Annotated in this window: 21 protein-coding genes; 17 read left to right on the top strand and 4 right to left on the bottom strand. The window is 30.5% G+C overall.

What is annotated here, in order from left to right; translation table 11 throughout:
* The first annotated feature begins 128 nt into the window (after nt 1-128).
* The 17 genes from ACN5J7_RS10580 to ACN5J7_RS10500 all read left to right on the top strand — a co-directional run bounded on the left by ACN5J7_RS10580 (nt 129) and on the right by ACN5J7_RS10500 (nt 19662).
* Nucleotides 129-1280 carry a glycosyltransferase family 4 protein gene (locus ACN5J7_RS10580; protein WP_418603866.1) on the top strand — a complete coding sequence of 384 codons (1152 nt, stop codon included), beginning with the start codon at nt 129-131 and terminating at the stop codon, nt 1278-1280.
* 324 nt (nt 1281-1604) lie between these two features.
* The gene (locus tag ACN5J7_RS10575) at nt 1605-2237 is read left to right on the top strand and encodes a sugar transferase (protein WP_418603865.1); all 633 of its coding nucleotides are present in this window, start codon (nt 1605-1607) and stop codon (nt 2235-2237) included.
* Between the two features lie 82 nt (nt 2238-2319).
* Nucleotides 2320-2964: an acetyltransferase gene (locus ACN5J7_RS10570; RefSeq protein ID WP_418603864.1), complete on the top strand. Its 645-nt coding sequence runs from the start codon at nt 2320-2322 to the stop codon at nt 2962-2964.
* Nucleotides 2964-5627: a peptidoglycan bridge formation glycyltransferase FemA/FemB family protein gene (locus tag ACN5J7_RS10565; RefSeq protein WP_418603863.1), complete on the top strand. Its 2664-nt coding sequence runs from the start codon at nt 2964-2966 to the stop codon at nt 5625-5627. Before ACN5J7_RS10570 ends, ACN5J7_RS10565 begins: the two co-directional genes overlap by 1 nt.
* A 155-nt stretch (nt 5628-5782) precedes the next feature.
* Nucleotides 5783-6835: a sugar-transfer associated ATP-grasp domain-containing protein gene (locus ACN5J7_RS10560; protein ID WP_311938415.1), complete on the top strand. Its 1053-nt coding sequence runs from the start codon at nt 5783-5785 to the stop codon at nt 6833-6835.
* Nucleotides 6836-6838: 3 nt separating this feature from the next.
* The gene (locus ACN5J7_RS10555; protein WP_418603862.1) at nt 6839-8143 is read left to right on the top strand and encodes a CoF synthetase; all 1305 of its coding nucleotides are present in this window, start codon (nt 6839-6841) and stop codon (nt 8141-8143) included.
* A gap of 103 nt (nt 8144-8246) precedes the next feature.
* Complete coding sequence (locus ACN5J7_RS10550; protein ID WP_418603861.1) at nt 8247-8948, top strand: acetyltransferase; 702 nt, start codon at nt 8247-8249, stop codon at nt 8946-8948.
* A gap of 43 nt (nt 8949-8991) precedes the next feature.
* Nucleotides 8992-10239, top strand: coding sequence for a GNAT family N-acetyltransferase (locus ACN5J7_RS10545; RefSeq protein ID WP_418603860.1), 1248 nt, complete (start codon nt 8992-8994; stop codon nt 10237-10239).
* Between the two features lie 226 nt (nt 10240-10465).
* Nucleotides 10466-11674, top strand: coding sequence for a GNAT family N-acetyltransferase (locus ACN5J7_RS10540; RefSeq protein ID WP_418603859.1), 1209 nt, complete (start codon nt 10466-10468; stop codon nt 11672-11674).
* Between the two features lie 10 nt (nt 11675-11684).
* Entirely contained in the window at nt 11685-12860 is a 1176-nt protein-coding gene (locus ACN5J7_RS10535) for a GNAT family N-acetyltransferase (RefSeq protein ID WP_418603858.1), read from the top strand.
* Between the two features lie 17 nt (nt 12861-12877).
* The gene (locus ACN5J7_RS10530; RefSeq protein WP_418603857.1) at nt 12878-13813 is read left to right on the top strand and encodes a GNAT family N-acetyltransferase; all 936 of its coding nucleotides are present in this window, start codon (nt 12878-12880) and stop codon (nt 13811-13813) included.
* A gap of 9 nt (nt 13814-13822) precedes the next feature.
* Nucleotides 13823-14995: a GNAT family N-acetyltransferase gene (locus ACN5J7_RS10525; protein WP_418603856.1), complete on the top strand. Its 1173-nt coding sequence runs from the start codon at nt 13823-13825 to the stop codon at nt 14993-14995.
* Between the two features lie 8 nt (nt 14996-15003).
* Nucleotides 15004-16167 carry a GNAT family N-acetyltransferase gene (locus ACN5J7_RS10520; RefSeq protein ID WP_418603855.1) on the top strand — a complete coding sequence of 388 codons (1164 nt, stop codon included), beginning with the start codon at nt 15004-15006 and terminating at the stop codon, nt 16165-16167.
* Nucleotides 16168-16342: 175 nt separating this feature from the next.
* The gene (locus ACN5J7_RS10515; protein ID WP_418603854.1) at nt 16343-17290 is read left to right on the top strand and encodes a hypothetical protein; all 948 of its coding nucleotides are present in this window, start codon (nt 16343-16345) and stop codon (nt 17288-17290) included.
* Between the two features lie 15 nt (nt 17291-17305).
* On the top strand, nt 17306-18136 hold the full coding sequence (locus ACN5J7_RS10510) for a cupin-like domain-containing protein (RefSeq protein WP_418603853.1): 831 nt from the start codon (nt 17306-17308) through the stop codon (nt 18134-18136).
* The gene (locus ACN5J7_RS10505) at nt 18126-18644 is read left to right on the top strand and encodes a hypothetical protein (protein WP_418603852.1); all 519 of its coding nucleotides are present in this window, start codon (nt 18126-18128) and stop codon (nt 18642-18644) included. Before ACN5J7_RS10510 ends, ACN5J7_RS10505 begins: the two co-directional genes overlap by 11 nt.
* Complete coding sequence (locus ACN5J7_RS10500; protein ID WP_418603851.1) at nt 18628-19662, top strand: hypothetical protein; 1035 nt, start codon at nt 18628-18630, stop codon at nt 19660-19662. The genes ACN5J7_RS10505 and ACN5J7_RS10500 overlap by 17 nt, the downstream gene beginning before the upstream one ends.
* A 7-nt stretch (nt 19663-19669) precedes the next feature.
* Here ACN5J7_RS10500 and ACN5J7_RS10495 read toward each other — a convergent pair whose 3' ends face one another.
* From ACN5J7_RS10495 to ACN5J7_RS10480, 4 genes are all read right to left on the bottom strand, one after another.
* Nucleotides 19670-20605: a hypothetical protein gene (locus tag ACN5J7_RS10495; protein WP_418603850.1), complete on the bottom strand. Its 936-nt coding sequence runs from the start codon at nt 20603-20605 to the stop codon at nt 19670-19672.
* Between the two features lie 31 nt (nt 20606-20636).
* Complete coding sequence (locus ACN5J7_RS10490) at nt 20637-21989, bottom strand: MBOAT family O-acyltransferase (RefSeq protein ID WP_418603849.1); 1353 nt, start codon at nt 21987-21989, stop codon at nt 20637-20639.
* A 319-nt stretch (nt 21990-22308) separates the two neighbouring features.
* Complete coding sequence (locus ACN5J7_RS10485) at nt 22309-22788, bottom strand: Lrp/AsnC family transcriptional regulator (RefSeq protein ID WP_311938443.1); 480 nt, start codon at nt 22786-22788, stop codon at nt 22309-22311.
* 70 nt (nt 22789-22858) lie between these two features.
* Nucleotides 22859-24007, bottom strand: coding sequence for a M14 family zinc carboxypeptidase (locus tag ACN5J7_RS10480; protein WP_418603848.1), 1149 nt, complete (start codon nt 24005-24007; stop codon nt 22859-22861).
* Nucleotides 24008-24025: the final 18 nt, after the last annotated feature.

The raw sequence follows: 24025 nt of genomic DNA, 5'->3' as shown, positions 1-24025 counted from the left end.
TTTGTGAGAAACACGTTTTTGGATTTTTATTATAAAAATGCAAATGTATTTTAAAACAACTATTTAACCTAAGATTGTTAATAACTTATTGTAAATCTTTAAGTTACCTTATAAAACCCCATCTTTAAATGAGAAAAAAAATACTTCGAATAACTACCGTACCTATGTCTTTAGCAAGTTTACTTAAGGGACAACTTAAATTTATGAGTGATTATTTTGAAATTATAGGGGTTTCATCAGCTGGAGACGGTTTTTTAGAGGATATTAGTTCGCGGGAAAACATAAAAACCATCCCCGTAGAAATGACTCGCAAAATTACACCTTTAAAAGATTTGGCTGCAGTTTACAAGTTATATAAAATATTTAAAAAGGAGCAGCCTTTTATAGTGCACTCACATACTCCAAAAGCTGGCACCTTATCAATGATAGCTGCTCGGTTAGCCAATGTGCCACACAGATTGCATACCATTGCAGGATTACCATTAGTTGAAGCTACAGGTCTAAAACGTATTTTATTGAATTCTGTAGAAAAGATTACTTATCAATGCGCTACAAAAATATATCCCAATTCCTACGGGTTGGTCGATATTATTTTAGAGAATAAATTCACCAATAATAACAAGTTAAAAGTTTTGGGCAATGGTAGCTCAAACGGTATTGATACCACACATTTTAATCCAAAACTTTATAATAAAGAATTTAAAACTAAATTAAGGTGTGATTTAAATATTGCTGAAACCGATTATGTTTTTATTTATGTAGGGCGTTTAGTTAAAGATAAAGGGGTTAATGAGTTGATAAATGCATTTGATATTATTAGTAATGAGTTCGAAAATGTTAAATTGCTACTTGTTGGTTGGTACGAAAATGAGCTGGACCCACTTTTGCCAGAAACTGTAAATTTGATAAAATCCAGTAGCAATATTGTTACAACCGGATGGGTGTCAGACGTAAGACCGTATTTTGCCATTTCAGACACTTTGGTTTTCGCTAGTTACCGTGAAGGTTTTCCAAACGTAGTTTTACAGGCCGCTGCGATGGAATTATTTAGTATTGTAACTGATATTAATGGCTGTAATGAAGTTATTGAAGATAATGAGAATGGTTTTATCATTCCAACTAAAAATTACAAATCCATTTATGAAAAAATGGCTTTTGTTTTGAATAATAAAGATTTAACAACACAAATGGGGTTGAAATCACGGGCAAGAATCATTTCAAATTACGAACAAAAGTTGGTGTGGTCAGCAATTTTAGAAGAGTATAACAGATTAAATTAAGCCCTTTACAATATAATATTGAATACTATTCAATCACAACCAATTATTTCTGCTTAGAAAAAGTGCACCTAGAAAATGTTTTCAATACTTTAGTAAACGATATTAGCTAAACGAATAATATTTATCAACTCTAATTTTATAAATAGTTAATTGTTAAACTCTGTTTATTGAAATTAAATGGCTGCGATTTTGTGTCTCACCGATAAAATAATTAGTATAAACGGAATTTTATTGAGATAATCCCATAGTATAAAAGATAATTTTATATTTGATTTATTATTTAACCAAAACCTCATTGAAATTTTATAACCTACCGCTCTTCTAATGAATTATAGGACCACATTTAAACCCATATTAGACTTTCTAGTTTCAATAATATTAATTACGCTGCTGTCGCCAATAATAATTATTACTACAATTTTACTCTGGTTTGCAAATAGCGGAAAGCCATTTTTTCTTCAAAAACGCCCTGGAAAAAATGAAAAAATATTCAACATTATCAAGTTTAAAACCATGACGGATAAAACAGATTCGGAGGGAAAGCTACTTCCCGATTCAGATAGGTTAACCTCAATTGGTATGTTTGTTAGAAAAGCGTCCATTGATGAAATACCTCAATTATTTAATGTAATTAAAGGAGATATGTCCATTATTGGCCCAAGACCGTTATTACCTCAATATCTGCCATACTACACCAAGGAAGAACGAAAAAGACACCATGTAAAACCTGGCATTACCGGTTTAGCCCAGGTAAATGGAAGAAATTATTTAGATTGGGTTCCTAGATTAAAGCTTGATGTAGAATACGTAAATACCGTTTCATTTAAAGTGGATTTTAATATATTGATGAAAACTATATATAAAGTGCTGGCATCAAAAGATGTTGCTATTGATGCTACCAAATCACAGCCCTATTTAGATGAATTACGACGAGGACAAATAAATAATAAAGCTTAAATTAGAAGCACATAAACATTTAATGTTAGTTATTAGATTAAGTCATTAATTTTAAAAAGAATTCCAGACCGAAAACCTATTTATGATTAGTTTAAAAGAAAACAATAAAGTACGAATTTATGGAGCGGGCGGTCATTCGCAAGTTATAAAGGAAGTTTTGCAAGAAAATGACTTTAATGTTGTTGAAACTTTTGATGATAACCCATCAGGAAGCCACCATGCGTCTAAAAACGTTGTTATGGGTGCTAGAGGAGATTTAAAAAAATTCCCTCATAATGGGCCTCCGGTAATCATAGCTGTTGGTATAAACTCAGATAGGGCCGAAATTGCAGGCTTTTTAAAATGCAAGTATGAAAAAGCCATCCATAAATCTGCAATAATATCATCTACTTCAAAAGTTGGAGAAGGTACTGTAGTTTTTGCTGGAGCGATTATACAGCCCAACACAACAGTGGGAAAACACGTAATTGTTAATACCGGTGCAAGTATTGACCATGACAATGTTATTGGGGATTTTGCACACATATCGCCTAAAGCAGCTTTGTGTGGCCATGTAGAAGTTGGTGAAGGTTCACACGTGGGTGTTGGTGCCGTTGTAATCCCAAAAGTTAAAATAGGTAAATGGTGCACTATTGGAGCTGGTACCATAGTTATAACGGATATACCCGATTACTGTACTGTTGTTGGCAACCCTGGAAGAATAATAAAAACAAACACGCCTAAGTAATGTTTAGAGACCCTAACAAAATATCAGACATTTCCTTTATTGGTTCCGGAATTTCGGCATCATTCACTATTTTAAATTTTTTAGACCTTATTAAAAATGGTCCAAAATTAAAAAATAGACTATCCATACATGTCATTGATAAATACCCTGAGTTTAATACAGGCATTCCTTACGGAGCTAGGTCTGGTAAATCAACACTTTTAATAACATCGTTGAGAAACTTTTTACCAGAACCAGAGCTTACCAAATTTATAAAATGGCTAAATGTAAATAAGGATTGGCTTTTAAAGGAATTTAAAAATGAAGGCGGCATTTTATCTGAGAAATGGTTAGATATAAATGGTGTTGATATACAAAACAATAAATGGAAAGATATTTTTATTCCACGTCGTTTTTTTGGCTATTATATTAACGAAATGGTTGAAAGTAGTATAAAAGAATTATCAAGCAATAAAACCATTGAGATTAATTACATAACCGATGAAGTTATAAACCTAAGTAAAGAAAACAACACCTATACCATTACTTTAGAAAACAATAAGCCTGTTTTATCAGAAAAGGTTATTCTATCCGTGGGCTCATTACCCGTAAATAACTTATGGAAGAATGAAGCCTTAATTGAAGAAGAAAACTTAATGTTTATCAACACCCCGTATGATCCTCAACTTGAAATCACGTTAAAAAACGTTAAGCATTTTATAAAAAACAGAGCAGACAAAGGAACTAACGTGCTAATAATTGGTGCCAATGCAAGTGCACTTGAGTTATTGTATAAATTAAACGATGTTTCAAAAGCTGGAGATCATACTCCAAATAATTTTGTGTTTCTATCTACCCAAGGAAGGGCTCCAGACGCGATAATAGATGAAAAAAGAAAAAAGGAATTTAAACCAATTCATTTAAATAAACTTCAAAATGCAAGCACTTTAAGTGCAGATTCTATAGCGGAAGCCACATTTAAGGATATTGATTTATCAGATGAAATTAACTTAGGTGCGGCGTCCACGGTCGAAATTATATCATCGGCCTTTGGTAGTTTATTGGAAAAACTTAACGAAACTGAACTTGAAAAATTTGCCTGTTATTACGGTAACGAAATAGGAAAAAAACAACGGTGCGCAGGTGTCCATTACTCCAACACGATAGAAATGCTTAAAGCGGACAGGCGTTTTGAGCATATTGCAGGCAGGTTTGTCGACCTTCAAGAAAACAATAACAATTACTTTTTAAAGTATCTCGACACAAACACTAAGGAAGTAAAAACATATAACAAAGAATTCAACTTAATATTTAACTGTATTGGCGGCAAAAACCTAACTCAAAACGATATCCCTAAATTAATTTTAAATTTAATAGAAAATGGTTATTGCAAACCAAACGAGTCAAAAATTGGATTCCACGTTAACCACAATCTTGAAGCATCAAACAATTTGCACGTCATGGGACCTCTGTTAGCAGGTAATGTAATTGATAATAAAGCTGTTTGGCATGTTGAGCACTGTGGTAGAATAATTTGGATATCTCAAATACTCGCTAAAAATTTATATAATTACTTTCTTGAACAGGATAATAATGCAGAAGTTTCTCAAGCTAAAATTATTCACAAAGAAAAAGAAACCAATAAATCATACTTCGAAGCGGTTATTAATAAGAAAGACTGGGATACTTTTTTAGATAGTATAGAGTCTTATGATTTTTATCATACCTATGATTATCACAAATTATCGGTGTCGGAAAATGAAACACCAATATTATTGAAATATGTAAATAAAGAAGTCCAAATTGGTCTGCCGTTAATTATTCGTGATATTCCAAACTCCAAATACAAAGATGCTACTTCTGTTTATGGCTATGTTGGCCCGATTTCCAAAGGGCTAGATGCCTCTTTTAACAATTTGAAATTTTCAAAAGGGATAACTAATTATTTCAATAACAATAATATTATATCAGTTTTTTCTAGGTTAAACCCGTATATAGAGCATCAACATGCCATATTAAATAATTTTGGGGAAATCTTCCCGCAAGGCAAAGTGGTAAACATAGACCTGACTTTGGATTTTGATTCACAACGAAAAAACTATAGAAACAGACTTAAAACCCACATTAATAAAGCAAGAAGATTGTGTACAGTTAAAGCATCCTCTTCAAATAAAGATTTACAAAAATTTATTGAGCTGTATAATGAAAATATGGATCGCGTAAACGCTAAAAAATACTATTATTTTAGCCAATCTTATTTTGAAAATATTCTAAAAAGCAACGATTTTGAAACTACTATATTATCTGTAGTCGATAACAAATCTGGAGAAGTTATTGGTGCTAGTATGTTTATTGCTACTAATTCTATTTTGCAATACCATTTATCTGGATCAAAAAACGAGTATTTGCATTTAATGCCCACAAAATTATTGATTGATGAAATGAGGGTAATCGCCAATGAAAAAGGATGTTATAATTCTTTTAATTTAGGTGGCGGATTAGGCGGTAGAGATGACGATTCATTATTTCATTTTAAATCGTCGTTTTCAAAAGATTTCAAACAATTTAATTTATGGAAATTCATTGTGAACCAAGAAATTTATGATGAGCTCGTAGAAATCCATAAAGTTAATGCTAATTCGGATTATTTCCCAAATTATAGATCTAACGAAGTAATCAAATAATATTTATAAATATACACACTGATGTTTTGGTACTGATAATGAAAAAAATTAAAAAAATCGATTTCCTGTATATAACATCAATTATATGTCTAGAATATTGTGTTAAATGACTTTAATATGTTATTGTTATACAAGTATTTAAACAAGACCATAAAATGTTATCAAGAATTAAAAATCTAAATGTATTTTTAAATGATTCGGACAAAAAAAGTTTTTTAAAAATAATCAAAGAAGTTATCCATTTTTCATGGATAAAAAAAGCACTACCAACCGATTATTTTAGAAAGTATTTGTACCGAAGAGATGTGACTGATTACACAAGTTACTTATCGTTCAAGGAATACAATAGCATTTTGTCATCTAAACAATTAGTGTTTCCAGAAATATCTGCATTGCTGAATAATAAATTAAGTTTTAGTTTATTGTGTAAAACAAATCATATTAAAACTCCTAAATTATTTAGTTATCATATAAAAAACAGATTTTATTTTAATGATAAAATTTTTGTGATACATACCGAAAATGATCTTTTAAGTTTTTTTGAAAACGTATTCGAAACACAAAATATTGATGCGCTTTTTTTAAAACCTCTTCAAGGTATTGGAGGCCAAGGTTGTATACTATTAAATAAAAACAATTTAAAAAACAAAATACAACACGCTAAAAAATCACTTTTAAAAGCCAGTTATTTACATCAAGAGTGCATTGAACAACATACAGAGATAAACAAAATACACGCTAAATCTATAAACACATTACGATGTGTCACCTATATAGATAAAGAAAACAAAATACACATTGTTTCAATTTTTATGCGATTTGGTGTTGGAAATAGTGTGACCGACAACGTAACTAGTGGTGGTTTTTATATAGCAGTAAATACTGAAACGGGGGTTTTACAAGGCCAAGGAAGGCAAAGTGTTGTTATGGGGGGCAATGTATTTAATAACCACCCAAATTCAAATTTTAAATTAGATGGCTTTAAAATCCCATATTTTACAGAAGCTTGTGATTTGGTAAAATATGCCGCTTTATATTTTCCTAGCAGAATTATAGGTTGGGATGTCGCCATAACCCACACTGGCCCTATAATTATTGAAGGGAACCATAATCCGGATTTACAAACTTCAGACACTGCGTACGGCGGCTATTGCAAAAGCCCTATTATAAAAGAGATTTTAAAAGAAATCAATACATTACCTGCTTAAAATATGATACCTTTTTCAAATCCTAGATTATTTATTTTTAATGCATTAGACGCTTTCAATGGAAATAAAAAAAGACAACAATTTAACGATGTAAAGACTATTATAGAAAACACGTCATTAAACGGTATTCATAATAAAACAATCCAATACCTTTCAGAAATTTTAAACCATGCTTGTAATACTACCCCGTTTTACACTAAATATACAGGAATAGAACAGTTAGAAGATTTTCCCGTAATTGATAAAAATATTATTAAAGCTAATTTTAAGACATTCGAATCTGCCGTGTATAAAAATCTAAAAAAAACAACGGTAAAAACAAGCGGATCTACAGGTACACCATTTAAAGTTTATCAAAACATCAATAAAATAAACCGCAATGAGGCAGATAATTTATATTTCTCTCAAAAGGCAGGTTACACGATTGGCAATAAACTCTTTTATTTTAGAATGTGGGATGCATTCGGCAAAAAAAGTTTTCTAGCAAAGTGGGCACAAAATATTGAACCTATAGACGTATTTGATTTAAACGACACCTATTTAAAAAAATTTATTGCAAAATTAAAAAAGAATAAATCAGCAAAAAGCTGGATAGGTTATGCCTCAGCATTCGATCAAGTTTGTAAATACTTAAACAACATTAAAGCAAAACCCATAAATTGTAATTTAAAATCGGTGATTGCTATTTCTGAAAGCTTATCCCCTAGCACAAAAAAGGCTTTAAAAAAATATTTCAATGTTGATACCGTGTCGAGATACTCTAATGTTGAAAACGGTATTATTGCACAACAATTTCCTAATACTTCCTATTTTGTAATCAATTCAGCAAGCTATTATGTTGAGATTTTAGAACTCAATTCAAACAAGCCGGTAAAACTTGGTGAAAAAGGTAGAATTGTAATCACCGATTTATTTAATTATTGTATGCCCATGATTCGATACGACACTGGAGACATTGGGTGTATGGACCATGCAGATGGTAAGCTCGTTTTAAAACAAATTGAAGGTAGGAAAATTGATGTTATAACTAATACCAAAGGCGAAATAATAGCTAATAACCTACTTTTATTAATTAATAAATATCACGAATTAAATCAATGTCAGCTTATTCAAAAAACAAGGAATAAATATATCTTTAAAATAAATATTGATGGAGAATTTAAAAACGAAAAAAAGTTTGTTGACGAGTTTAAATCGTATTTAGGAAATAATGCCATAATAGAAATACATTATGTTAACGAAATCCCTTTATTGGCATCAGGAAAAAGAAGAGTTATGGTAAATGAAACAATTAAAGCAAAAGCATAAAAAAACTTAAAATAATTAAGGTATGCGCAAGTAAACAGAAAATATAACATTGCTCAACAGAAAAAAACTATATTATAGCGTTTAATAATAAATCAAAATCAATTTGACAATTTCAAATAAACATAATATTGTAATTATAGGCGCATCAGGGCATGCTAAAGTTATTATTGATATAATTGAAAAGTTAAATCAGTATACTATTGTTGGTTTAATAGACTCCTTTAAGCCTATTGGAACAAAATTATTTAATTATAAAATAATTGGCAGAAAAGAGCATATTCCTGAGTTAAAAAAAACACATAACTTTAATAAAGGCATTATAGCCATAGGTGATAATTGGGCACGTAAAAAAAACCATGAAAAGATAACCACAATCGATCCGGGTTTTGAATTTATCAGTGCCATTCACCCAAATGCTGTTATTGGAAAAAATGTAAATATTGGTAAAGGTACCGTTATCCTTGCAGGAGTTATAATTAATAGTGATGCTACTGTTGGTGAGTTTTGTATTATTAATACCAAAGCTTCGCTTGGGCACGATAGTGAAATAAAAAAATACTCAAGCTTAGGGCCAAATGCTACAGTTGGTGGTCATGTATCAATTAAAACCTGCACTTATATTGCTATGAGTGCTACTATAATACAAAGCATTAAAATTGGTAAACACTCCATTGTAGGTTCTGGCGCTTTAATTGTTAGAGATGTGCCAGATTTTAGTATGGTTTATGGTGTACCCGGAAAATTTATTAGAAAAGTAGCTAAAGCTGAAAAATACTTTTATCATAAAAACAATACCAATCCATAATTTTCGTCGTAAAATTGATTTTACCAAACAATTAAGCAAACTCATGATAAAAAGCAACCCTTTTTTTTCTTCAACCTTTATTAAAAAATGGCATAGACATTTTAATACTGAAAAACCATTATATAGTTTTGATTTTATCAAAAACATTTCTTTTTATAAACCTAGGTCCTTTCCCCTATTTATCAATTCAGGTAAAAATTTAACAAAAGGGGTTTCGTATAGTTTAGATGATGAAAGCGCAGCAACCGATTTTAAGTCCAAATGTTTTTTAATCTACGATGTTCCAAAATTTTTTAATGTTAAAACCAACAGCGGTAACAAAAACCTAAAAGTAAAAAAGGCAAAACAATACCCTGGTTTTTTAATTCATTTAGATAAACATAAAGATTTTAACACGTACTTTAAATCTACTTTTAGCAAAAGTAGTGTGCAAAAATTTAGAAGATACAATAGGCGTTTGGAACATTGCTTTTCAATAACCTATAAAATGTATTATGGAGAAATTGACAAAAAAGAATACGATTTTGTTTTTAGCTACTTTAATAAATTATTGACCAAAAGATTTGATGACAAACAAATAACAAACAATAATTTGAATCCTGAGGAATGGAATTTTTATTACGATGTGGTTTATCCTTTAATTTTAGAAAAAAAAGCCTCTCTTTTTGTTATTTATAATGATGGTATTCCTATTACCGTTAGGCTAAACTATTTTTCAGAAGACATTATTTTTGATGCCATTACAGTTTTTGATATTGATTACAGCAAATTTCACATCGGAAAAATTTCAATTATGAAAATATTGGAATGGGCTTTTAATAACGATTTTAAAACATTTGATTTCACCAAAGGGTATTTTGATTACAAAGAGAGCTGGAGTGATTTAAAGTACGATTTTGAATATCATATTTATTACGACTCCAAATCTGTAACCGCTGCATTAATTGCTAATTACCTTTATCTATTTTTTAAACTAAAACAATCTTTAAGAGAAAAAGACATAAACACAAAGCTGCATAAGGCATTGTTTTTCCTTAAAAACAACAAAAGTAGCAATGCCAATAATTACCACATAAAACCAATTATTAATAGTAAGGATTTTGAGCCTGAAAAAACACAAGAAATTGATATTAACAGTACTGAAAACACTTTTTTAAGAAAGATCGTTTTCGATTACCTGTATACGAGCTCAGAAAACCTAAAGCATATTAATTTGTATAAATGTAAAACCGCTTCAAATAGCTATATATTAACAGGTAATAAAGACTCTCAATTAATTACGCACAGCTAATTGCGAACCTTCTAATAGTTACTAATTTGATCTATTTTTATGTATTTAAAAAACTAATATTTCACTTTTTTTTCAAACTCCACTTGGTCAATTATTATTACTTTTTATCTAATAAAGAATAAAATTACATATTATAATAATTACCTTTAAAATGAAAAATACAACTTTTGTTTTTTTTAGTTTTATTAGCCAAAAATTTACCACATAATTATCAACTAAATTATTAATGATTAAAAAAATACTTAATGTTGGGCATTACAGCTTTGATTATTTTGAGAACAGAAAACTACCTGCTTTTTACAGTAGCATTCAATATAAACTTAATGGTAAAGTTGTAACTTATAAGGAATTTGAGGGTATCAAAATTTCAAATGAAAATAAGTTATATCGCGTTTACAATATTCCGCCTTATCTGGATTTATTGTTAGAAAACACAAATACCTACCGTAAAATAAGCCTTCCTGAAATTGACAAAGGTCTGTTGGTCGACATTAGCAAATTTGCTACTATTGAAGATTATACAGCAAAACAATTTAACTCCAGAAAAAGAAAACAAATTCGATCTGCTTTAAAACGAGCAGAGACTTGCTTTAATATTGATTATAAATTTTACTATGGAGAAATTAATAAGGAACAGTATGAGTTTTTATTAAACACGGCGTACACTTTTATAACACGACGGTTTAATCAAATTAATAAAAAACATTTTCATCTGTCCCGTTGGAATTTAATTAAAGAGAATTTATTCCAATTGATTTTAGAGAAAAAAGCCTCCATTTTTGTGATTTATGATAATGACAAGCCTATAAATATTTGTTTTAATTATCATTTTAATAAAATCACGTGCAATGTACTTGCCAGCTACGATATAGATTACGCAAAATTTAGTTTAGGCAGTATTGACCTCTATAAACAGTTGGAATGGAATATCAATAACGATTTTGAGATTTTTGACCTGTCCATGGGAGCATCAGAATACAAATTTAAATGGAGCAACAACCATTACGATTTAAGCCATAATATAATTATCAAAAAAAAATCGGTTATCAGTAATCTTTTGGCGTTGCTGTTGTGTTGCTATTTAAAATTAAAATTTTATGTTTTTAGGTATTACTACAAACATCCAAACAATAAGTTACTCTTCTTTTTAAACAGATTTATACCAAGTCCAACAAATGATAGTAATCAAAATATTGAAAAACCCGTAGAAATCGAATCAAAAACCATTGACGCTTTTAATTTTGAATCGGACAGCCAAGAAAAAATTGACATTGAAACCGAAACTTACGAATTTTTAAGAAAACCAATTTACGATTTTTTACACGCAAACCCTCAGTTAAAAAACAACGTTTTGGTTTATAAACTAAATAATGAAGAAAAGAGCTATATTATAAAAGGAACCAATAAGATACAAAAACTTATAATTACTAATTAGGTATAAAAATATGGCATCAAAATATGTTTCTAGATCAAATTTTTACTCAGATATTTTTGAAGAAAATGCGATTCCATCTATATATGAAAAAATTAAACTAAAAGGTGATGACGAAGCGTTTTATAGCCCTGAAACCAAATTATTACCAACATCAAAAATATATGCTTTTGAGTTGGTTCCCAATTATTTTGAACTCCAGGTTAAAGATGGTTTTTTTTGTACAGAAGTATTTCAAAAATATGGATATGCCATAAATTTAACGGGTTACAACTCGGTTGACAGTTACATAAAATCTGAGTTTAAAACGAGTATAAGAAAAAATTTTAATCGTACAAAAAACAAATTAGAAAACTGCTACAATATAAAGCACGAATTTTTTTACGGCGCAATAAGCAATGAGCAATATTATGCGCTAATGCATGCTTTACACGACATGCTAATAAAAAGGTTTAAAGAGCGAAACGACAGAAACCCTGTACTAGAAAATTGGGCGTATTATGAAAATAACACACTCCAGCTCATAGCAAGTAAAAAAGCATCCTTACTTGTTGTTTTTAGTGATAATGAGCCCATTGCAATTACCTTAAATTATCATCAAAAAAAAGTGATATACAGCGCCATTGCATCATATAATATAGATTTTTACAAATATAGCCTTGGCAATCTTATGATCTACAAGCTTGTTGAATGGTCGGTTTTAAATCATTATAAGCTTATCGATTTGGGCTACGGAAACTTTAGCCACAAACAAATTTGGAACAATAAACAATATAGCTTTAACCACCATGTAATACGTACAGAAAAAGAATGGTTTGGCAAAGTGTATGCCATTTTTATAAAATATAAATACCAATTAATAAACTATTTGCTTTCTAAAAAAGTAAACGTTTTATACAAAAACTTTAAACAGTTTTTTAAAGGTGTTCCGAATGAAGAGCCATTGGAATCTTTCGAAATTAAAACTATTAAAATCAACCACTTATCAAGTGATGAGATTGAAAAACTAAACCAGATTAATTTTAAAAAAGATGATTATTTATTCTTGAGAAAATCAATTAATGATTTTATTTACACTAATAACAATCACATTGATAATATGTCTATTTTTAAGGCAAATACCGAGGACAATGTTTTTTATTTAAAAGGAGAAAAATGTTCAATAAAATTAACCTATACCAGAGATTAAGGTTTTAACTATATAAAATGGCACAATTAAAAAGAGAACAATTTATATATGATTTTTATATGAACAGCAAAGCAATAGTCCCAGGTTGTTATGAGTATGTTTATATAAACAACAAGGCTTTTTTAAACAAAGATGCCTCTAAACCAAATCAATTAAGCGATGTTATTTATGTAAGCTTGTTCCCTACTTTTTTGAATTCTAAAATTGTAAATGAGTCTGGGTTCCACTCAAAAAAAATTATACATCACGGCATTACAGGTGCTGGCATTCTGTTGGATGAAAGTTATACCGTCGAATCTTATTTGGCTAAACATACAAAATCACAACTTAGGACCAACTTAAGAAAATCGTTTAAACTGCTTGAAAAATCTTGTAAAGTAAAATACGAATATAACTACGGGGAAATCTCTGAAGAGAAATGTGATTTTTTACTCAAATCGCTTCGCGAAATGATTGAAAAAAGGTTTAAAACTAAGAACACACAGCATGTTTTTATGATGGAATGGGATAAAAATATTAAGGATTTACGAGAATTGATAAATCAAAAGAAATCATCATTATTTGTGATTTATGATGATGATAAACCCATTAGCATATCATTAAACAGGCACATAAACAACAGTATTCTTTTTAACGAAACGCACTCTTATGATGTGGGATATGGTAAATTTGGACTTGGGCACATAAATAATTATATGCTTTTAAAATGGTGCATTGATAACCACTTTGATTTTTTAGATTTAGGCATTGGCGTTTTTGATAATAAGAGAAAATGGTACAATACATTTTATAAAGTGGAATATCACCTATACTATAAAAAAAACTCTGTTAAAGCAAAAGCCATCGCCCTAATGGAAAGCTATAAAATCCACTTTAAAAATTTTATAAAGTCGAAGAACATTATGGGTTCGATTAAAAAAATAAAAGCTTCTTTTACCAATAAAGGAAATTAAAAACTTATTATGGCGCTTTTAAATAAAGAAGATTTTTATAACACGTTTTTTCAAAAAGACAAAATATCACCGGTATTTTCTAAACTATTTTATAAATACAATAATTCAAAATTTTACAATTCAGAAAGCACAGAGATAAATAAAGATAAACCCAAGGTAAATTTTATAAGTTTATTTCCAAAATATCTCTACCCAGAAATTGCAAATACCAACAATGTTACAGTAAAAAAGATTCAGCAAAATAAACTTGATGGGTTTGCTATTGTAATTGATGGCGTTAAAAATGTCGACACGTATTTGGCAAACACCTTTAAATCTAGCACTCGTGGGCCCATAAAAAAGAAAATCAAGCGTTTAGAGTCTTGTTTTAACATACATTATAAAATGTTTTATGGCGACATTACTGAAGTCGATTACAATATTATAATGCCTCAGTTAAAAACCATGATTAAGCGCAGGTTTATTCAACGGAACAATACAAACGAAGCTTTGGGAAAATGGGATTCGTATCTCAACACTACACTATCGCAAATCAAAACAAAGGAAGCTTCGCTTTTTGTGCTTTATTCAGACAATGAGATTATTGGCATTTCGCTTAATTACCACGTTAACAAAGTTTTTATCGGTCATATTATTGCTTATAATATCGATTATTCAAAATTTGGCTTAGGTAACACTATAGTTTATAAATTATTGGAGTGGAGCATAAAAAACGATTACGCTATCTTTGATATGGGTAATGGCGCCTTAGATTACAAACGGATTTGGAGCAATCTTTCATATAATTACGAATATTATATAGTTTATAAGAAATCGTCGTTTTTAGCCTTGTTTTTTGGACAACTTCAAGTTTTTAAAGTACAGTTTAAAAACCTTTTAAAGAAATATAATGTTGTTGATAATTTCAGAAAAATTAAAGCACACCTTTTAGGGAAAAACAAACAAGATGTAAACCTTAAAAAATCACTTAGTTTTGAAGAAATTAAAGCCGAAGTTTTTATACAATTAAAATTAACAAAAATTGAATTTCATAATGTTGCAAACAATCTCTTAAAAAAAGCAGTAATAGATTTTACATTTGCACATCGAGATCATATAAATGATATCGAGGTTTTTAAAGTAGATCATTCGACTTTTATTATAAAAGGGACAAAGAACATACAAAAAATTATAATCGATTAAAACACAAAATGGGATTATTTAATACATATGATTTTTACAATACACTATCAAAAAAGCATAGAGTGTTTGATAGCTATGAAAAATTACATCTTGCTCATAATAATTACGAGATTTATAGTGCAGATGCTGGAAACAATTCCGTTGCTTCAAAAAAAGTGCACACTTTTGATTTGTTTCCCTCCTACTTAAAGCCCACGTACAGAAATAATGAGCAGAAAATAGTAAAAAATATTCCGCAAAAAAAAATTATTGGATATGCTATTCGAATCAATGATAACAAGGGATTTGATGACTTTTTTAAAAACGAGTTTAGCAAAAGCTTTAGAAGCAACACAAAGCGCTTTGTAAATAGATTTGAAGCTTGTTTTAATGCGAGCTATAAAATGTTTTATGGCAACATTGATAAAACTGAGTATAACGACCTAATGAGCGCATTGCACACCATGCTTACCAAAAGGTTTAACCAGCGTGAAGAATCAAACAAAATGCTTGATAACTGGGAGTTTTACTTAACCACAACATACAAAAATATCAACTCTAAAAAAGCATCGTTATTTGTTATTTACCACGATAATATTCCGGTACAAATATCGCTTAACTACCATTTTAACAACATTCTTTTTATAGCCATTCCCTCTTATAACATTGATTATGCAAAGTTTTCTTTGGGAAACATTTCCATTTATAAATTATTGGAATGGGCAGTAACCCAAAAGTATGATCTCTTGGATTTAGAGTATGGTTATTTGGAGTACAAGCGCCGGTGGAGTAATTATATTTACGAATTCGAACATCATGTTATTTATTCGAAAAATAATATTCAAGCTACTTTTATGGCTACTCGCTCCATTTTAAAACTTAAACTTAAAAACTTCTTCAAAACAATAAATGTAGATGAACTAATTAAAAATTTAAAAAGTTATTTCTATAAGCAAAAATCAACGTTTAAGGATATAGCTTACAAGACTGAATCCATTGATTTTGATAACGCAAACAATCTAGATTCCTTAAATATAAATAGTCCGAAAGTTGAGGATATTAAAAAGGCCATGTTCGATTTTCTGTTTGTAAATAAAGAGCATGTCAACGATTTAAAAATCTACGAAGTGGTCTCTTTTAAAGAATATGTTTTTTGCGGTAAAACTGTGTCACAAAAAGTCGTTGTTTTATAAGTAAGCATGTTTTTGTTCAAAAAATTTACACAAATATTTTAAAGAATTTAAAATGTCTTTTTTTAGGAAAAACCTCTATTAAAAGCAAAAAGAATGTATTTAAACGATTATTGATTTAATACTTGTAAATTGTAATTATATTTACCTTACAACTAAACTTCTATGCTTTAAAAAAATGAAATTATTAATTGGTAAAATGATTTTATATTTTATTCTAATCTTGGTATTCTTGGAAGTTTGCGTGCGTGTATTTCATTTATATTTTGAATATCCAACTTATTATATTAACGAATTGAATGTAAAAACATATTTACCAAAACAGCAAGGGTACTATGTTACTGGCAACAGGCGCATGAAATATGCAAAATATAATATTAACGACAGTGGCTTCAATTCCTATAAAGAATATAACCCTAGTAACACTACAACAGATATTGCTCTTATAGGCGACTCATTTATAGAGGGTTTTCATCAAGATTACCATAGATCTATTGGAAAAAAAATAGAAACCAAATTAAAAAACACGGTAAACGTTTTTGAATATGGGCACTCTGGCTACGATTTGGCCGATCAATTACACCTTATTCAAGCCTATCAAGAACATTTTAAAAACATTGATTATATTTTTATTTATATTAAGTTCAATAACGATTTAAAACGAGGTAAATACACTCCCAATCAGTGGCGGGTGGACTTACAATACTCTACCACCTTTCAAATTAGAGACAAAATTAAACTAACCACCTATGCCGAAGGTATTGGTGTTTTTGAACCAATCTTAAGGTTACGGGATAGGTTTTTTGGAATTGTACCCGAAACATATGAAGACGAGGCAGTTTCTGAAGCTGATGCCAAAAAATATTTAGATAATCTTAAAACATTAATAGATACATTTGGATTTGATAAAACCAAAACTACCTTTCTGCTCGATAAAGACAAAACCAGTACATATTTTTTAGATTATTGCGATAAAATGGGCTATAATTATATCGATTTTAGCAAGGCATTTAAACAATCGGAAAAGCCCACTACTTTAATATACGATATGCACTGGAACAATCATGGCAGAGCTTTAATAGCCAACAGTATAGTTGATTATCTGAATAAAAAAATTAGTAACTAAAAACACCATCGGGAAATGAATATTTTAAATGACATTTTATCTCAAAGCATACCCATTGAAGAAATCACATCATTTGATTCCTCTATCTTTAAAAAAAAATATTACAATAAAAAACCAGTTGTTTTTAAAGGTCTGGCCAAAGATTGGGGCGCGACAAAAAATTGGGATTTAGATTTTTTATTGAACTTAAAAGAAGATAAAGATATTCTTTTACTATCTGGTAATTTTATACAAGACGATAACCGCTACACAAAAGCATCCTTTAAAGATTATATTAAAAAATTAAAAACGGCTGATGCCAATAAAGAGTCCTTTAAAGATTACTTAACTACACTGAATATTTTTAATTATTACCCACATTTAAAAAATGCGATCGATTTTTCGTTTTTTGAAAGCTATAATAAAATAAACGACGTTACAGCTTGGATTGGGCCGTCAAACACAGTGTCTGGGTTTCATAACGACACAGGAAAAAACATGTACGCCCAAATAAAAGGCAAAAAAATGTTTATCATCAGTTCTACAAAATTTAACAAAAAGATGTATCCGAGTGCTAAATACATCAATGGCGCAATAGCCAGTCAAGTTGATATAAATAATTTTGATGAAAGCAAGTTCCCTAAATTCAAAGAGGTGGAATTTTTAAGTGTTACGTTGGAGCCCGGAGATGTTCTGCATGTGCCTTCAAAGTGGTGGCATTATGTACAGTCGTTAGACACTTCAATTAGCATAAGTAATTTTGGTTACTCAAAACAGGAAATGTTTATTATAAAAGCAATTGATTATTTGCACAGACGAGGATACTATAAATCTAAAAATTGTTTTTGCTGTAATAATGAGAAATAAGTTATTTGAAAAAAAGGCATATTTTAAAATTGTTACTGCACTAATATTGGTGCCAAATATCTTTGTGGCTATTTTGGGTATTGAGAGCTTTCCGTATACCTGCGCTCCCATGTTTGGGCATTATATTGATGATAACACAGATTTATACCTATTTAAATTTGAAGGTGTAACCGATTCCACACAAGTTGATTTAACGAGGTATTACGGTAAGTCTGAAGATCTTTTTATCAGGCATTTTTTTAGCAAAGTTTACGGTTCAACTCATGCCATTTCACCTTTTGATAGCAAATTGAGCGAAAGCAAATCCGATTTTCAAGATAGGATGGATGCCTTTTTCAACTATTATTCTGGTTTTATTTTAAGTGAATACAACCTCTCGTTTAACCAAATAAGTTTATCTGTTAAAAGCGTAGACCAAAATAGAAACATCATTAAATACTTTAAACCTATTGGCTATTTCGATTATAGCGATAAAAAATACCATGCGTTATATGAAAATAGGAATTAAGCTAATTGGTTTACTAAGGTTGGTAATAGCACAACCTTTAAGCATTTTAAGATTTTCGCTTTCAATATTAATGGGGAAATATGTATTGGAACGCCTTAACGCTATTTTTCAGTTAGAAAATAACATTCAGTATGCTTTATCAAAAACTTGGTTTACCAGCCTTTTGCCCGATGCGTTTTTAGTACTGGATTCAAACCTTTACACAACCGTTAAGTTTTTAATTATAGTTTCTGCTTTTGGTGCGGCCCTGGGCATTTTAGGCAGACTAAATTTATTGGTATTGGCCTTTTTATGTTATTACGTATTCGGGGTTGGCGAGGGTATTGGGGTTTTTGATCATCACACTTCTTTACCAAGTCAGGTTATTTTCGCTCTTGCGCTTGTGCCCGGATCCATGAAGCTATCAATTGATTATCTTTTAATGCATTTTTATTATAAACGTAAAAACAGGGTTTTAGATTTTGCAAGCAATCCAAAGTGGGGTTTAAATTTAGTTTTGGCTTTGGTAGCCATTACTTACTTTTCTGCCGGAGTTTCGAAGCTTAGATATGGCCATGGGGTATCTTGGTTGGATGGCTCGACTTTAGGGTTTTACTTAAAGGAAAGAACCATAAAATATGAAGGAGGCGAATCGCAACTCATTATTGGTGATAGCAAAATTAAAGAGAATGAAAAATGGAAGGATGAATTTGGTTTTATAGCTCATACTTACGGCAACTTTCAAACGAACAAAAAACTGAATGATATTGCCGAATATATAGCGAATAATAAATTTCTGGTAGTTGCCCTCTCAATTGGTTCGGTTTTATTTGAATTACTCGCTTTTGTAGTGTTTATTAACTCAAAATACAGAAACATATATCTTATATCTGCCATTGTTTTCCATCTGTCCATAGGCTCTTTAATGGGTATTTCATTTAGGCAGTATCGATTGATTTGCTTTTTCTTAATAGATTGGGATTATTATTTAAGATTTACATTTAAAAAACTTAAAATGCAGCATCTTTTAAATGGGTGAAGAAATGTTATTTGCCTGCATTGTTTTTAACGTAATCGGCTATTACCGAAGCCACAATTTCCCTGCCGTGGTTATTCCAATGGCGGTCGTAAATTAAATCGGTTGGTCTGCTAGACTTTTCAAAAACCGCTCCAAAATCAAGGTATTTGTATCCCATCTTTTCACAATGTTCGACAAAAAGGGGGCTGGTTTTTCTTTTGTCAAATAAAAAGACATTTTTTTCTTTATTAAAACCATAGGTTTTGACTAGCGTTTTAAAATTATCTAAATATTCAGCGTCGAATTTATCGCTGATATTATCACTATCAGATATAAAAGTATCAAAAGTTTCTTCATTAAAATTTGACCCGTACCAAAACCTTCTAAAAGCATCAAAAAGACCTATGGCATTAGCGTACTTAAGCAACCTAATTTGTCTTTTAATCTTAAATTTAAAAGAATGTTTTAAATTCACTAAACGATGGTCTGGCTTAATTTCAGTTCTTTTTAAATCATTTTCAAATTTCATATAAATAAAAACATAATCTATAAGATCAAATTGATCTTTGTAAGATTTTATTATATGAAACTGGTCCGCCATATCATATCCGCCTCGACCATATTCGAACACCTTTGTCCCATCATTTAAATAGTTTTCAACTTTTTTTCCTGTGGAATCATAAAAATGCTGATTGAAACCTTCAATAAAAGAGTCGCCTATTAGTGCAATCTCAACTTCATTTGCTGTTGGAATAAACTCCCTATACGAATTATAACCAAAATTATTAATTCTGAATTCTGCAAAATTCTGTCTTCTATTTCCAGTAACCGAAAATCCAGTTTGTCCTGGTACTGTTTTTTGAATATCATATTCATCAATATACAAGTGCAAAGGCACATCATTATATAAATGAAAGAGCCGTACAAGGCCTTCTAAACATAAAAGGATTAGAAATATGTACAAACAAGTATTTAGAACAAACCTTTTCACGATTTTAAAATTGAAAATATATAAACGACCTATCAATGCCATCATCATAAAACAACATCATCAATAAAACCACTATCGCATAAGCTATAAACCTAACGACTTTAGATTTGAACTTAAAGGGTACGCGTTCATCTTTTCTCATCCTATATTCATAAATTACAAATACCGCTATTAGAATGTAATAATCGATCATCCTGTAACCCATGGGATGGTAATACACTTCGTAACTAAAATCAGAAACTATTCTTTTTATAAAAGCAAAGGCATCGGTGATGGATTCCGATCTAAAAAATATTCTTGAAAAAGTTACAATTCCAAAGGTTAATATAACTTGGCCAATTTCTTTAAGCGAAGGAAAAAAGGAGTGCTCTCCCACTACATTGTTTTTATAAATGGTGTTTCGGCCCAATAGAAAAACAGGGATAAATGCCAAGGCATGAAATGCACCCCAAAAAATAAAGGTCCAATTGGCACCGTGCCAAAAGCCACTGACAAGAAAAATAATAATAATATTTCTAACCGATTTAAGCTTGCTAACACGCGATCCACCTAAAGGTATATAAACGTAATGCCTAAACCATGTTGAGAGCGATACGTGCCACCGCTGCCAGTATTCCGCGACATTTCTCGAGAAATTTGGGAATTTAAAATTAGACATTAATTCTATCCCAAAAAGTTTGGCGGTACCAATGGCAATATCAGAATAACCGCTAAAATCGCCGTACACTTGAAAGCTAAACATTGTAACTCCCAAAATGAGTGTAGAGGCCGGATAATCGGCATAATTGGCGAAAATATCATCAACCATTGGCCCAAGAGAATCTGCAATAACCACTTTTTTAAATAATCCCCACAATATCAATTTAAGCCCGCTAACGGATTGGTCGTAACTAAATGTTCTTTTATGGGTAATTTGCGATAACAGGTTCGAGGCACGCTCAATGGGTCCTGCCACTAACTGTGGAAAAAAACTAACGAAGGCGGCAAAGGACAAAAAATCTCTTGTGGGCGTTAATTTTTTATAATAAATATCGAACGAATACGACATGGTTTGGAAGGTATAAAACGATATACCTATTGGTAATATAACACGCAATGTCCACGTACTTTGCATGTTATAGCCAAACATTGCGAACATGTCCACCCAAGAATCAACGAAGAAATTGAAATATTTAAAAAAGCCTAAAAGCCCAACATTGAAAATAACCGTTACCCAAAGCCATGCTTTTCGAGCGGATTTTTTTTCATTGGCATGAATTTTTAACCCAACAAAATAATCTACTAATGTGCTGAGCAATATTAATGAGAGGAATCTCCAATCCCACCAGCCATAAAATAAATAACTGGCAAAAAGCAATAACCAATTTTGTGATTTTAAACTTTTTTTAAAAACTATCCAATAGAGGAAAAAAACTATTGGTAAAAAAATAAAAAACTCTAAAGAATTAAATACCATATGGGTTAGTCAAATTGGTTGGTAAAATCCGAAAATCAATTATTATTGTTATAAAAATGACGAAACTTACATATTAAATCAAAAAATTTCTTTGAAATGCTTAAATAGTTACACAAGAAGCATTTTAGGATTAAACTATATGCAGAAAAGTAGATTTTATGTATAAAAAAAGCCCTTTTTGAAGGGCTTTTTTTATTACTGATCTTTAATTTAAAGCAAATTACAACTCATTAAAAATAGAGTGCATCAAACGTTTTTTGTCGTTTAGGCTTTCTTCAAGCGATATCATGGTTTCTGTTCTGTAAACACCTTCAATATCGTCAAGCATAAAAATAACTTCTTTGGCGTGCTCTGTGCTTCTGGCTCTAATTTTACAGAATATATTGAATTTTCCTGTAGTTATATGTGCCACCGTTACAAAAGGAATATTGTTAATGCGTTCTAACACAAATTTAGTTTGAGAGGTGTTATTTAAAAATACGCCAACATAGGCAATAAAAGAGTAGCCTAATTTTTTATAATCCAATGTTAAGGATGACCCTCTAATAATTCCGGATTCTTCCATTTTTTTTACACGCACATGAACTGTACCTGCAGAGATTAATAATTTTTTTGCAATGTCTGTAAACGGAATTCTTGTATTATCGATTAACATATCAAGAATTTGATGATCGATTTCGTCTAATTTAATTTTCCCCATAATTAATTATTCTTAAATAAAAAGCAAAATTACTACATTTTCATCAAAAAATACATATTATTTCTGTCTTTTATTGCCATAATAATGCGATTTTATTGTTATTTATTATTACGAAATCGTTTTCGTTATTAACTTTTACGCAATCACCACGCTCATCCAATACAACCAAATTATTGGCATCAAACTCTTTATGCCCATAAAAGCCCGTCAATTTTTCAATTTTTACGATTTTTGGGATAAACTCAATTTTGCCATGTATTAGTTTTTCTTGATGCACAATGCCGATATCCACTACTCTATCGTCATCTGTTTTGGTATTTCGTATAATCACATCAAAAAAACATTTTTCGTTTTCTGGAATATCAAAATAAGCCTCATATAAATCTCCTTCAACCATATTATTGGCTATATAGTCCAGTGATTGCATCATAGCCATATAAATATACTCTCGCGTTATTTCTCGGGCGTAATCCTTCTGAAAATGTCCCGCTTCAAACAAAATAGTGGGTACATTTTCACTCTGAAACGTATCACCAACACAATTCAAATTAAATACATCGTCGTAAACACCAACTTGATTGGGTATTACTTTCTGAAGCACTTTATTCATAACTCCAATAATTTCCATGGCAACCTTCCGATTTGCCGTAATTGTACAATCTTTATCCTGTGCTGGCGACAGAAAAGAAACCGTAGCCGATTTATTCGTTTTTCCAGCACTAAAAATAGTACGTTGCCCATGCAGGTTATAGCAGAAATGAGGTTTGAAATCGTTAAAAACAGCCCTTAACAGCTTACTTTCCGGTTGAGATAAGTCTTGGGCGTCTCTATTCAAATCTACCGCATTTGCATTCACCCTAGTGTACGCTGTGGCGCCATCTGGATTTAAAATGGGAATGATGTATAAAGTACAGGCTTTTAAAATATAGTTAAGTTCCGATTTTTTATCTAAAAGTGTATTTAAAACGTCGAATAACGCCTTGGTCGTGGTCGATTCGTTGCCGTGCATTTGCGACCACATCAATATTTTTTTTTCGCCATTACCAATTTTTAAGGAATAAATGGGTTGCCCTAAAACCGATTTTCCAATAGTATTTACATCTATTATTTTTTCTAAGTCATTTAATAAAGGTTCAATATTAAGATTGGTAATATACCGATGGGTGAGACTATTTTCTTTGTGCTTTAAAAACAGTGATTTTAAATGTGCTACGTTCATTGAAATTTTTTAATATAC

The sequence above is a fragment of the Hwangdonia sp. genome (assembly GCF_048381975.1).
GTDB lineage: Bacteria > Bacteroidota > Bacteroidia > Flavobacteriales > Flavobacteriaceae > Hwangdonia > Hwangdonia seohaensis.
This window is presented reverse-complemented; position numbering and strand designations above follow the sequence as displayed.